13 protein-coding genes are annotated in these 13,414 nt (G+C 41.6%); 7 read left to right on the forward strand and 6 right to left on the reverse strand.

The window, feature by feature from the left end:
* Positions 1 to 13: 13 nt before the first annotated feature.
* From MMAH_RS07435 to cbiT, 3 genes are read right to left on the reverse strand one after another with little or no spacing between them, the layout of a single operon-like run.
* Positions 14 to 742 (reverse strand): cobalt-precorrin-4/precorrin-4 C(11)-methyltransferase, encoded by a 729-nt coding sequence (locus MMAH_RS07435; protein WP_013037934.1) that lies wholly within the window; start codon positions 740 to 742, stop codon positions 14 to 16.
* The gene (locus MMAH_RS07440; RefSeq protein WP_013037935.1) at positions 743 to 1,360 is read right to left on the reverse strand and encodes a cobalt-factor II C(20)-methyltransferase; all 618 of its coding nucleotides are present in this window, start codon (positions 1,358 to 1,360) and stop codon (positions 743 to 745) included.
* Positions 1,354 to 1,929: a precorrin-6Y C5,15-methyltransferase (decarboxylating) subunit CbiT gene (cbiT, locus tag MMAH_RS07445; RefSeq protein ID WP_013037936.1), complete on the reverse strand. Its 576-nt coding sequence runs from the start codon at positions 1,927 to 1,929 to the stop codon at positions 1,354 to 1,356. Before cbiT ends, MMAH_RS07440 begins: the two co-directional genes overlap by 7 nt.
* Before the next feature lie 82 nt (positions 1,930 to 2,011).
* On the opposite strand from cbiT, the gene MMAH_RS07450 reads away from it, so the two are divergent.
* Complete coding sequence (locus MMAH_RS07450) at positions 2,012 to 3,484, forward strand: cobyric acid synthase (RefSeq protein ID WP_013037937.1); 1,473 nt, start codon at positions 2,012 to 2,014, stop codon at positions 3,482 to 3,484.
* Between the two features lie 146 nt (positions 3,485 to 3,630).
* A complete protein-coding gene (locus MMAH_RS07455; RefSeq protein ID WP_013037938.1) occupies positions 3,631 to 4,446 on the forward strand; it encodes a helix-turn-helix transcriptional regulator in 816 nt (271 codons plus the stop codon).
* 5 nt (positions 4,447 to 4,451) lie between these two features.
* Here the strand turns inward: MMAH_RS07455 and MMAH_RS07460 are convergent, their stop codons facing one another.
* A complete protein-coding gene (locus tag MMAH_RS07460; protein ID WP_013037939.1) occupies positions 4,452 to 4,874 on the reverse strand; it encodes a response regulator in 423 nt (140 codons plus the stop codon).
* 193 nt (positions 4,875 to 5,067) lie between these two features.
* On the opposite strand from MMAH_RS07460, the gene MMAH_RS07465 reads away from it, so the two are divergent.
* Positions 5,068 to 5,982, forward strand: coding sequence for a UbiA family prenyltransferase (locus MMAH_RS07465; RefSeq protein ID WP_013037940.1), 915 nt, complete (start codon positions 5,068 to 5,070; stop codon positions 5,980 to 5,982).
* Here the strand turns inward: MMAH_RS07465 and MMAH_RS07470 are convergent.
* Together MMAH_RS07470 and corA are read right to left on the reverse strand one after the other, a co-directional pair.
* Entirely contained in the window at positions 5,979 to 8,177 is a 2,199-nt protein-coding gene (locus tag MMAH_RS07470; RefSeq protein WP_013037941.1) for an ATP-binding protein, read from the reverse strand. The genes MMAH_RS07465 and MMAH_RS07470 overlap by 4 nt on opposite strands.
* Positions 8,178 to 8,373: 196 nt before the next feature.
* The gene (corA, locus tag MMAH_RS07475) at positions 8,374 to 9,441 is read right to left on the reverse strand and encodes a magnesium/cobalt transporter CorA (RefSeq protein ID WP_013037942.1); all 1,068 of its coding nucleotides are present in this window, start codon (positions 9,439 to 9,441) and stop codon (positions 8,374 to 8,376) included.
* Between the two features lie 133 nt (positions 9,442 to 9,574).
* Here corA and trpD point away from each other — a divergent pair, with 133 nt between their 5' ends.
* From trpD to MMAH_RS07495, 4 genes are read left to right on the forward strand one after another with little or no spacing between them, the layout of a single operon-like run.
* Complete coding sequence (gene trpD / locus MMAH_RS07480) at positions 9,575 to 10,636, forward strand: anthranilate phosphoribosyltransferase (RefSeq protein ID WP_013037943.1); 1,062 nt, start codon at positions 9,575 to 9,577, stop codon at positions 10,634 to 10,636.
* The gene (locus MMAH_RS07485) at positions 10,587 to 11,249 is read left to right on the forward strand and encodes a phosphoribosylanthranilate isomerase (RefSeq protein ID WP_013037944.1); all 663 of its coding nucleotides are present in this window, start codon (positions 10,587 to 10,589) and stop codon (positions 11,247 to 11,249) included. The genes trpD and MMAH_RS07485 overlap by 50 nt, the downstream gene beginning before the upstream one ends.
* Positions 11,249 to 12,814 carry an anthranilate synthase component I gene (trpE, locus tag MMAH_RS07490; RefSeq protein WP_013037945.1) on the forward strand — a complete coding sequence of 522 codons (1,566 nt, stop codon included), beginning with the start codon at positions 11,249 to 11,251 and terminating at the stop codon, positions 12,812 to 12,814. The genes MMAH_RS07485 and trpE overlap by 1 nt, the downstream gene beginning before the upstream one ends.
* Position 12,815: 1 nt before the next feature.
* Entirely contained in the window at positions 12,816 to 13,400 is a 585-nt protein-coding gene (locus MMAH_RS07495) for an anthranilate synthase component II (RefSeq protein ID WP_013037946.1), read from the forward strand.
* Positions 13,401 to 13,414: the final 14 nt, after the last annotated feature.

Consider the following 13,414-nt stretch of genomic DNA (forward strand, 5'->3'; position numbering starts at 1 on the left):
CGATTGAAGGTTATTACAGCGGTGGCTGGTGTACTCCGTATAGGTGTGACCTCCTGTAATTTTTCGGATCCACCACACCTCCGATAATAATCATGGCAGAGCGCTGGATTCCCGCTTCTTTGACTTTTTGGGCAATTGTTTCCACGTTTCCGAAGATCACCTGTTCATCATCCCATGATGCATGGTAGATTACAGCAACAGGAGTGTCCGAAGGACATTCCAGTTTATCCATGATCTGTTCAATCTTCTGGGTTCCCAAAAAGATTGCCATGGTCTCACCGTGTCTGGAAAGAGCAGGTATTTTGTCTTCTCCCAGTGTTTTGCCTGCGGGCCGGGTTATGATGAGCGAGTCGGAAACACCGTTTAATGTCAGCTGGGTGTTAAGAGCTGAAGCAACAGCAAACACAGAGGATACACCCGGGACTCTTTCGACTTCAATATTGTATTTTTTCAGTTCTTCCATCTGTTCGATGATAGAACCATAAAGGGATGGGTCTCCACTGTGCAGCCGGACAACTTTCTTGCCTTCATTAAGTGCATCCACCATCACTTTGGTAGTTTCTTCAAGGGTCATTCCATAGCTGTCTACCTTTTTCCCTTTTGAATATTCAAGCACTTCAGGATTTACCAGTGAACCGGTATATACCACAAGATCGGCCTCTTCCAGTTTTTCCTTGCCAAGTACAGTGATCAATTTGGCATTTCCCGGACCAGCACCGACAAAAGCGATTTTGTCATCCATTTATTTCTCTCCCTTTTCTGCATAGAGAATACTGAAATAATTACCTTTCCCGGGAATGTTCTCCTTGCCCTTAATAATCCTTTCCCGGTCCAGGAACAGTCTTTCTGCAAATATGAAATTATCATATCCTTCTTCGGTCAGGTTACGGATAATGTCATGTGTATGTTTTGCCTTCAGTACAATCTTTGATTTTTTGTCAGAACCATCCGATACTTCAAAAGATGAATCGATTTCTGAATCGGTACGTGAGGCAAAAGAAGTAATTGAACTGATACCAGGTATTGTTGCAGTTTCAACGTCCGGGTAGTATTTATTCATGACTCTTTTTAAATGTGTAAATGTGGAGAAAAAGTTAGGATCCCCGATCAGACCGAATACAACGGTTCCATTTCTTGCTTCATTGGCAATGATGTCAGCATTCTTTTTCCATATTTCGTTCAGCACATCATAATCACGCAACATCGGGAAATCCAGAATCTGCGAATCTGTATATGGTTTTACCAGTTCTTCTGCCATTTTTCCAGGCACGTATACCTTATCACTGTCTTTTAGTGCATTTACAGCTTTCAGCGTGAGAAGATCCGGGTCACCCGGTCCAAGTCCTACTCCTATCAACATTTTTTATCACCTTGAATATTACTGTATTTTCCGGATATCATGTACACGGGGTTTTCTGGTTTAAACATAGTTTCCCCGGTAATTGGATATCCTCTTGAGATTGATATATTAGTAATAGTGTCAAAAATTCCAAGTTCTTTCATTTGGTTCATTACAGAAACCACAGTTTCAATCCTTACTGCATTGACTATAATGCTTCCTGCTTCATGTTTTACAAGAGATTTGAGTATAGCACCAATATTCTTTGTACCGCCTACAAAGGCACAATCAATTTTTTCCTCGGGAGGTAGTTTTTCCAGAATTTCCGATGATTCACCGTGTATGAGCTTTACACGATCTAGTCCGAAATTCTTGAAATTCTTTTCTGCAACCTCAATGGCTTCCTGGCGTGCATCAATGGCAGTGAATTTTATATTATTTGCCATCTTTGATGCAGCAATAGAAACTGCACCTGTCCCACATCCTATATCATAAAAGGTGCATCCTTCACTCAAGTCAAGTTTAGATAATGATACAGCTATTATTTCGGGTTTCGTAGGCCCGCCGCTTATATGTAGTAGCTCAGACATTGTTCTCCCAAGTAAAGTTTATTGGAATTGATTGGATATTGTACCTATACAATATCACTAGCTACATAAAAGGTTGTTGTAAATGAAAGGAGATGATATTTCCAAAAGTGTACTTGTTCTGGGTACGGCATCGCATGTAGGCAAGAGTGCAATCGTCACCGGACTTTGCAGGATATTTTCCCGCAAATACAGGGTTGCCCCGTTTAAGGCACAGAACATGAGCTTGAATTCATGGATCACAACGGATGGCAAGGAAATAGGAATAGCACAGGCAATACAGGCAATGGCTGCAGGTGTTGAACCCACAGCTGAGATGAATCCCGTGCTTCTGAAACCAAAAGGTGACAGGGTTTCCCAGGTCATACTTATGGGCAAACCTTATGCCGACAAAAGTGCGGGTTCCTACTACGATTCAATAGAAGAAACTCATGGAGTACTTCGTCAGGCACTCGAAACACTGGGAAACGATTATGAAGTAATCGTAATGGAAGGTGCAGGCGGAGCGGCTGAAATAAATCTTTATGAGAGGGATATTGTAAACCTGGGTACTGCAAGGATAACAAATGCGCCAATAATACTTGTCGGTGATATCGAAAGAGGCGGGGTCTTTGCAAGTCTTTATGGTACTATCCAGCTTCTGCCTGAAGATGTCAGGCAAAATGTCAGGGGAATGATAATCAATAAATTCAGGGGAGACCCCACCATACTTCAGGCTGGTGTGGAAGAACTGGAACAGATAACCGGCATTCCCGTACTGGGCGTCATGCCATATTCAAAACTCGGTATCCCTTCCGAGGATTCGGTATCCATCGGGGACAAATCATCTCCATCAGGAATGTATGATGTCGATGTGGCTGTGATCCGGCTTCCCAGAATATCCAATTTTACAGATTTTGAACCCCTGGAGCGCCTTGTAAATATACGCTATGTGGACCTGGATGAAAAATTAGGTACGCCTGATGCTGTTATTATTCCCGGTACTAAGAACACCATAAGTGATTTGCAGGATTTGCTTGATAGTGGCATGGCTGAAAAGATCCAATCCCTGTACAGGAAGGTACCTATCCTGGGCATTTGTGGCGGCTACCAGATGCTGGGTAAACAAATAGAAGATGCTGCAATTGAGGGCGAAGCAGATGCGACTTACGAAGGACTGGGCCTGCTGGATATCCATACCATATTTGATGCATACAAGAAAAAAACCGTTCAGGTGACAAAGAAAGTAAACAGGGCAAGTCCCTTTTTTGATTCAATAAAAGGTGAAACCATAGCTGGTTATGAGATTCACATGGGAGATACTGGTTCAACGGCTCCTGTATTTGGAGACGATGGTTGCGTGGATGAAAGTGGTATGGTAGTGGGAACCTATCTACATGGTTTGTTTTCCAATGCCAACATAAGGAAAGCCTTTGTTTCCTATCTTCTGGAGAAAAAGGGGATCGAATACAATGAAGAAGACCTCGAAGATGACCCCTACGAAGAATTGGCACAGTTGATGGAAGAGTTCCTGGACATGGAAACTATATATTCTATTCTGGGTCTGGAAAGGAATTGAATGTGGATATACAAAGATAGCTTTTGGTTTGCCATGTTCTTTTTTTTGGATTTGTCTTTGAAAAGCGGCTGCAATATCCAAAAATATCCAATATGAAATTATTATATAGATTAAATACCACTTTCTTCCTGAGAGAGTGAGATCGGATGGATATACTCGATATATATGAGGATGTACAGAAGGATGTGCAGGCTATCTATAGATCAAGATTGCAGGCACAAATGCTTTTGTCGCTCTATGTGGATAACAACACACTGGCAAGACTACGTGAAGTTACAGGAAGTACTTCACAGGCCCTGCTGCCAAAGATAAGGATTCTTGAATCCAATAAGTTGATTGAAAGTGTGGAACATGAATACAGGCTAACACCCCTGGGTAAAATTGTTGCCTCCAGAGTTGCAGATTCGGTCATGACCATGGGTACGATATTGGAACATAAAGAATTCTGGCAGTCCCATTACATGGAAGCTATACCACAACCCCTACTCGAGTCAATAGGTAGTCTTTATGATTCGAAGATCGTCAGTGATACGAACGTGGAAATTTTCAATGTGTACCACCACTTTCTGGACATGATCAAAAATGCAAATCACATATATGGAATAACCGCGATTATGAGTTCGGGACATGCTGAGATCCTTGGAAACAGGATACATGAAGGCATCCCTGTAAAATTAATAGTCACAAAAAGTGTGGTTGAGGAATTAAGACAACAGCCATATATTGAGCAAATTCACCAGCTTCAAAAATCACCCAATTTCCAGGTTTTCATGGTCGACAATAATATAAATCTCGGTTTTACTGTCACTGATAAATGTCTTTCTCTTGGTTTGTACAAAAGTGATGGAGTTACATATGACACTACAACAGACCTTTTCAGTTATGATGAAACTGCCATCAAATGGGGTGAAAAATTATTTGAATACTATCTGGATGATGCAGTTGAATTGGATTTAATCTAACTGTATTACCTTTGTAGTATCAGCCTATTGGCAGGAACGCTACATTCAAATGCTTTTTTTTTAAACAAAGTCTCCTGCACCTTTGTTTCAAGTTCACAGGGATGGATTGGTTTTTTCAGGTACTCGTCCGCACCGGCCTGTAATCCTTTTTTAATATCAGAACTATCAGAAAGTGCTGAGTACATAAAAACCGGGATGTTTTGCGTAGAGGGATTCTGCTTAATTTCCCTGCATAATTCATAACCATTCATCTGAGGCATCATCACATCAAGTATAATTAAATCAGGATGTTCAGTTTTTGCAATCTCAAGTCCCTCTAACGGAGAAGGGGATGACATTGTCTTGAATTTTTCAAGAAAAATTTCCAGTAATTCGATTATATCGGGTTCGTCATCGATTATCAAAATTCTGGGGTCTTCTTTTAGCATGTTTTTTACACACCTGTCGTGTTTGAAGGAACCTCCGGAAGTTTACATGACGTAAATCTCCCGGATGAACTTTGACCTGTAAAATATAATATAAGCTGAGAACTATACATATATTATTATGACTAAGATTAATCAGATCGATTAATATTAAGAGCCGCAACTAACGTTTACCCCTACTATAAACATTACATGCATGAGTGAATATAAGTCGCTTGCATACAGGGTGAATCTCGATGGTACAGTTGTTAAAAGAATTCTTGATTTCCTTACCTACAGTTCGGTTTATCTTTCGATAGCCGGAGCTGTAATGGCATATATGGCCTGTCAGTTACAGGGGCTTGCCCTATCCTGGCAGACAATGGCTATAATGTTCCTTGTCACATATTCTGTCTATAACATCGATCGTAAAGCAGACGAGGATGAAGATTCAATAAACCACTCCGAACGCTATTCTTTTACCAAGAAATATGAGAAGTTCTTGTTCCTGTCCTCAATTCTTGCTTATCTCTTTGCTTTCCTGCTTGCATATCCCTACGGATTTAAAGCTCTTCTTGTTACTGCCATTCCTCTTGTCAGTGGCTTGCTTTACAGTTTTGCATGGCTTCCTTCAGGTTTTCGTTATCGTCGGCTTAAGGAAATCCCATCTGTAAAAAACCTGGTAATAGCAACGGCATGGGCATCAACTCCTGCCTTTCTTCCTTCACTGGTATATGGGCAGGCAATGGGAGATCTGGTATTTGTGACCTTTATTTACTTTTTCTCTCTGGTATTTGTCAATACTGTAATTTTTGATATGAGAGACATCGAGGGTGACAGTATTTCAGGAATAGACACCATACCAGTGCTGCTTGGTGCAGAAAAAACCCGCATATTATTAATATGTCTTACACTGGCATCAGGTTATTTCATGATAAATACCGGTATGCAACAGTTGGGTACTGCATCTTTGTTAGTGCTGGCAGCAGGAGTTATCTATGCCCTCTGCTATGTTATATTCTTTGGGAGGATTACAGGAAATAATTCCCTGTGCGACCTGATGGCAGATGGCCAGTTTATAATACTCGGTGGGCTGTTGATAGTTACAACCGGTATGGGTGTAGCCGCTTAACGATCATTTTGCAGGGGGAGGGTGAACTTGAAGGTGCTTCCCTTTCCGGCTTCACTTTCAACCCATATCTGACCACCGTGCATTTCTATAATATTCTTTACCAGAGCCAATCCCAGACCTGTTCCCTGATATTGCCTGTTGGAATCAGAATCAATTTGTCTGAAGGGTTGGAACAGTTTGTCCTGTTCTTCTGGAGGAATACCAATCCCGCTATCAGACACACTAATAGTGATTTCTTCTTCCCCGCAATCAATATCAATTGCAATCTTTCCTTTTTCAGGTGTAAACTTGATTGCATTGCTAAGTAAATTGTACAGTACCTGTTTGATCTTCAGCTTGTCTGCATAAACAGGATATTCCAGACTGGTATCTAAATCCAAAATCAGTTGTTTCTTTTTTACAAGAGGCTCCAGTGTGTTTTTCAATTCGGATATTATTTCTTCGAGTCCAAAATTTTCAGGATTTAATTCCATTTTTCCAGCTTCTATTTTTGAAAGATCCAGTATATCATTGATTATATCAAGAAGATGGTGCCCACTGGTGTTTATGTTATGAGTATATTTCTTTTGTTTTTCATTTAGTTTCCCAAATGCCTCCTCTAACAGCACATCTGAGAAACCGATTATAGAGTTTAGGGGTGTGCGCAATTCATGGCTCATATTCGCCAGAAACTGGCTTTTGGTCTGGTTTGCCGCTTCTGCCATCCCTTTTGCTTCAATAATTGCTTTTTCAGCTTCCTTCTTTTCAGTGATATCAAGAATGATTCCCTGCAGATATTTTATTTTACCTTTTGCATCCCTCTTGATGAGTGTCCTTTCGTCGACCCACTTGATCTCTCCGGATTTGGTGATTATCCTGTATTCCTGTGTGAAATCATTCTGTCCTTCTGCCATCTGTTTATCCAGATTATTCTGAACCCTGTCGAGGTCATCAGGGTGTACAATATCACCATACCACAGATGACCTGAACTAAATTCTTCTGGTGAATATCCCAGCAAACTGATGTTATCGGATACAAGCTCTACTGGCCAGCCGGGTGTAGCTTTCCATTTGAATACAATAGCTGGGCTGTTGTCTATAACTGTTTTCATTTCCTGAATAGAAGCATTTGATTCCTCAAGGGCATCAAGTATGCTGTTTAATCCCTGTGGAATTTTCCGGAAATCAATGTCTACATCGGTATTTGCCCGTGTGTCCAGTTTCCCTTCGATTGCTTCATCCGATATCTTATTAAAATTGCCAACTATTCGTTTTATTGGTTTTGTTATGGAGCGGGCTATTAAGAGTGCCCCTCCCCCCATGAAACAGATTGCTACAAAGGAAATACCTGCAAGTTGTTTTTGGAGTGCATTCGCTCCCGCAAGCATTTCTTCTTTGGGTACAATCAACAAAAATGAAAATTTGCCTGTTTCCACAGGTTCATAGAAAATTATTACTTCTCTTCCGGTAATCGGGTCAAGGGTTTCAATATGACCGCTTTTCCCATTATATACGTCCACTTTCAATTTCTGTATGTTTGGTATGTCGAATGAGTTCAATGATTTATGACCGACCCATTCCTTTTCGGTAGGGTGAGACATCAGGATTCCTGTCCTGCTCACCACAGAAGCATAACCGGTGTCAAATATCTCTATATCACTGACAATATCATCAATATAATTCAAAGAAACATCCACACCAGCAATTCCCTGAAAGTTTCCTCCTTTCATTATTGGTGAGACAAAACTGACAATCAATGCCCCTTCATAAAGATAGGGTTCGGTAACTACATCTTTTTTCAGTTTCTTTGGCAACTGGTAGTAGGAAGATGTCTGGTAATATAAAAGTGGATCGAGTTTCACCTCTCCACCAATTGTATTCCAGTACGGAATGAAACGACCGGTCTCATCATGGCCGGTTGCGTTTATATATGTTGCATCCATCCCGTCGAAAGCATTTGGTTCAAAACAGGCGTAACTACCTATCAAATCTGGATTTTGCCGCAGTATTTGTTCCAGCATAGCATTGGCTTCAGTCCGATTTCGTGTCTCATATTTTTCCAGACTGCTTGCAAGGGTATGGGCAATGGACATACTTGATTGCATATCCGTATTGAACTGACTGGCATAAGTTTCTGCAGTCTTGATCGATTTGTCGTATGCAAGGTCCCTTTGCTGATCCGTAACTGTAGAAGTGATAACTAGGGTAGCACCCATCAAAATAATAATAGTTCCGATTGTAATCAGAAATACCAGTTTGGTTTCAAGGTTTATGTTTGTCCACTTTATGCTAAATGCCCCTTCTACAAAATTAAAAAAATATATTTCAATTGATTTTATTTGATATGTATTGATATATGTCCTATTTAGTATTATTTATGGTACATATTTATATGTAGATTCTCCAAAGAGTTTACAGCCAGGTCTTTTTTTTGAAATAATACAGCATAATTACAGCCATAGTGGCCATAAAAATCATAACCGCGGGATAACCCCATTCCCATTTCAATTCGGGCATGTACTCAAAGTTCATTCCGTAGATGCCTGCAATAAAAGTGAGAGGGATAAAAATGGTAGCAATGATTGTCAGTACTTTCATCACTTCATTCATCCGGTTACTGACAGTTGAAAGATAAAGGTCCAGCATGCCGGATAACATTTCCCTGTAAGTTTCCACGGTTTCGATGACCTGTATCGAGTGGTCATAGAGGTCGCGCAAATATATATCAGTACTTTCCTTGATTAAACCGGATTCATCACGTTGCAGGGATGCAATTGTTTCCCTGAGTGGCCATAGGGACCTGCGTAAAATGATCATTTCCCTTTTAAGCTCATGGATATTTTGCAAGGTTGCAGGTGATGGTTCATTTATTAATTCGTCTTCCAGCCTCTCAATTTCTTCTCCAATGTCTTCCAGAAGCAGGTAATAATTATCCACAATAGAGTCTATGAGGGAATAGGTAAGGTAATCTACCCCCCTTTTGCGAATGATTCCTGCAGGCCTTTCCATTCTCTGCCTGATCTTCTTGAATAAATCAGTCTCCATTTCCTGAAATGAGAGAATGAAATTATTACCCAGTATTATGCTTATCTGGTCTGAGTTGACCGTATTTTCCAGACGTTCATAAAACAGAGTCCGAATTGTAACATAGATATAATCTTCATAGGATTCGGTTTTGGGCCGCTGATTGGTATTCAGAATATCTTCCAGCACAATTGGGTGAACCCCAAATAATTTTCCCAGACTTTCAATTAATTCTGTCTGGTGCAGACCATCTACATTGATCCATATTTTCCTGTCTTCTGCAAATTCCAGATCTTTAATTATGTCGATGTCCTGACTGACATGTACTTCCAGATTGTCCCCATTGTACTCCACCAATGTCAGTTTAGGTTCTTCCACCCTTTTATCCCCAACATGAATCAGTGTACCGGGGGGCATACCTGTCTTTTTGGATAATTCAGAATTATAATCTCTCACTCATTGCCCCTCTGTTTATCATTCGTTTTATTGTATTTTTATTTTGGGTGTTGCATTATGAGAGGTATATATTTATACTATGAAATACCTGTACATAAATGTACAACTCAATACATTGAAGTATGGTGATTATATGCAACGGTGCCTGCAAAAAATAGTAAACGGAGAAGACCTGACTGCTACTGAAGCAAAGAAAACTCTGAAATATATCCTACAGGAGGCAACGGATGCCCAGATAGGAGCTTTTCTTGGAGCTCTGAGTGTCAAAGGGGAAAGTGTTGAAGAAATAAGTGGATTTGTAGAAGGAATGCTTGATGAGGCTGTCATAATAAAACCCGCAATTGCCGGACCACTCGTGGATATTGTTGGAACGGGTGGAGATCGTCATAACACAATCAACATTTCCACATCCGCAGCCATTATAGCTGCAGCTGCCGGAGTGACAATCGCAAAACACGGAAACCGTGCCGTAACATCTCTTTCGGGAAGTGCTGATGTGCTTGAATCTCTCGGTGTTGACCTGAACTGTTCACCGGTAGAAGTGAAAAAATGTATGGAGTCTGCAGGGATTGGTTTTCTCTTTGCGCCATATTTCCACCCTGCTATGAAAAGAGTTGCGCCGGTCAGGAAAGAACTTGGATTTCGGTCTATCTTTAATCTGCTGGGTCCCCTCTCAAATCCAACGCTTGCTTCCAGGCAGGTTGTTGGTGTATACGATAAGGGCCTCTGCAAACCCTTTGCGCAGGTCCTCAGGAAACTTGGCAAAGAAAGAGTACTGGTGGTCCATGGTGACGGGATGGACGAAATATCCACCCTCTCGGAAACCTATGTAGCAGAACTAAAGGATGGAGTAATAACTACCTATGAAATCAAGCCCGAAGATATGGGTCTTAAAAGGGCATGTGCACCTGATATTGTAGGTGGGACTCCTGAAGAGAATGCAAAGGACATACGTTATATCCTGCAAGGGGAAAAGGGACCCAAAAGGGATATAGTGGTAGCTAATGCTGCTGCTGCTATCTATGTTGCAGATAAGGCTTCGTCTCTCAAGGAAGCCTCAAGGATTGCTGAAAAAGTAATCGACAATGGCAAAGCTCTTGAAAAACTCGAAGAACTTGCACAATTCACAAATTCCAGGGGATCAAATGCAACCTGCCACAAGGGTGAAAATCTGCGGAATGAAGTCTGTGGATGATATAGATATTGCAGTAAAGTGTGGTGCTGATGCAGTAGGTTTTATAACAGAAGTGGCGGTGGACACACCTCGCAATCTGGATATGGAGTTCAGCACTGAACTGATAAACGCCACCCCTCCCTTTGTCACTACAGTTATGGTAATAATGCCAGAATCGATTGCACATGCCAAAAAACTTGTAAGCAATGCAAGACCGGACATGGTGCAGGTGCATTCCACTGCTGACACGGAATTACTCACCGCACTGCGGACAATGCATGTCCGGATAATACAGAAATTTTCGATTTCTGATAAAACAATGGTTCTGGAAACGATTAAAATCATCAATGAACTTGCAGAATGTAACCTTATTGATTCGGCAATTCTGGACACTGCCTGTAGCAGTGGCGGAGGTAGTGGCCTGACACATGACTGGAAGATAAGCAGCGAAGTGGCAAAAAACATCCCTGTTCCGTTGATTGTGGCAGGTGGACTGAATCCGCAAAATGTGGGGAAATGTGTGGACATTGTGTCCCCTTATGGTGTGGATGTTGCCTCCGGGGTTGAAGTGAAAGGTAAAAAAGATTTGAATCATGTTTGCGATTTTATAAGAGCTGTGAGGTGTAGTAATTGATGGAATTTGACATTGGAAGGGATGAATTCATTTCACTTGTAAAAAGGGAAGATGGTCCGGCCCTTGTACAACTGGTAGCCGAAGTGGAAACATCCCTATCCCCGCTTGACCTCTATACTCTTCTTGAAAATCATTTTGATTACTCCTATATTCTGGAATCTGTAGAAAAAGAGAGCAGACACGCACGTTTTTCTTTTGTAGGTGCAGATCCCCTCGCCTTACTTTCCATGAAAGGCAGACGTGTTTGCCTGACAATGTCACATGAATCATCCCTGACAGATTTGATGGAAAAAAGGCTTGGAGATGTCTGCGATTCTCTTGAATCCAAATCCTGTCATTTTGAAGGAACCATAAAAACAGGATATGAAGTATTAGATGCCCTCAGGAAAGTATTTGTGGCTGATGATTCGCTGCCTCTTCTCAATGCAAATAGATTTGACAGGCAGACTTTCCTGGGTGGTGCAATGGGATATGCCGGATATGACATTATTTATGACTGCTGGTTGAAACAGGATATTCCAGCAGGGGCAAAGGAGCCTGACATGCAGTTCATGTTCACTACAGGTACCTTTGTTTTTGACCATCTTGAAAAGAGGACTTATTACGTGAAAACTCCACTTGCAAATTCTTCAAATGCAGCACAGGTTTATGATGATGTACTTGAAGAAGCCCGCAGCATGCAGGTAGTACTTAACCGGCCGCCATTTATCGAGGACAATGAATCAGCGAGAAGTGCTAAGAATGAAAATATTTCCTGCACAATGACCGGGGCAGAATATGAAGATGCAGTAAGCAAGGCAAAGGAACATATTCTGGATGGTGATATTTTTCAGGTGGTTCTTTCGCGGCGCTATGAGTTACCCTACCACAATAGTCCTCTTTACCTTTACAGAAAACTACGCTCTATTAATCCGAGTCCTTACATGTACGTGCTTTCGTTTAAGGACATGGCTGTGGTAGGTGCAAGTCCCGAAACCCTGATGACTGTGGATAATGGGCGTGTGATCACCAATCCTATAGCAGGGACATGCCCCAGGGGTGAAAGCGAAAGTGAAGATTGCAGCTATGCCGAAATAATGCTTCATGATGAAAAAGAAAGGGCAGAACATGTGATGCTTGTTGACCTGTCCCGCAATGATGTACGTATGGTCTGTGAAGGCGGTTCTGTAAAAGTATCCGATTTTATGAAAGTGGTACGTTATTCCCATGTCCAGCACATCGAAAGTACAGTGGAAGGTAAATTAAGACCGGAATGTGACCAGTTCGATGCCATTAAGGCACTTCTTCCTGCAGGAACCCTTTCAGGTGCGCCCAAAATACGGGCAATGGAGATCATAAGAAAACTTGAAAGACTTGGCAGGGGTGTCTACGGAGGAGGGATCGGTTACTTTTCCTGGAATGGGGATGCAGATTTTGCAATTGCAATACGCACGGTTGTTATGAGAGAGGGAAAAGCAATGATACAGGCAGGTGCCGGCATAGTTGCAGATTCGGTACCTTCAAAGGAATACGAAGAAACCGAGCGCAAGATGGCTGCAATGCTTAAAGCAGTAAAAGGTGAATGATATGAAGGTACTGTTTATAAACAACCGGGATTCCTTTGTATGGAACCTTGTGGATGCCTTTTCAGTACTGGGTGTTGAAACCGTAGTTGTTCCAAATACAGTGGAAATGGAAGAAGTCAAAAATATAAAACCAGATGCAATTGTCATATCACCCGGCCCGGGCATTCCTGAACGACCTGAAGATATCGGCAACTGCCTCCAAATTATTAAGGAATACGGATCAAATACACCTATACTGGGAGTTTGCCTTGGCCATCAGGCTATAAATCGGGCTTACGGTGGCAGTACTGGCAGATGTGCAAATGGCCCGGTCCACGGCAAGGCTTCATCAATAATTCACACCGATTCCCTTCTTTTTGAGGGATTTGACAATCCTTTTGAAGGGGGGAGGTACCATTCACTGGAAATTAAAGAGCTTGCCCCACCCCTAAAATCCATTGCCCATACAGAAGATGGCTCAATAATGGCAATTAAGCATACGGAATATCCTGTTTATGGCATCCAGTTCCATCCTGAATCTGTCCTGATGAGTGATGGTTTGAAAATTATTGAAAATTTTCTGGCGCTGGTCATTCGGAAGGATTAATCCTTAATAATAGA

This window comes from Methanohalophilus mahii DSM 5219, assembly GCF_000025865.1.
Classification (GTDB): Archaea; Halobacteriota; Methanosarcinia; order Methanosarcinales; family Methanosarcinaceae; genus Methanohalophilus; species Methanohalophilus mahii.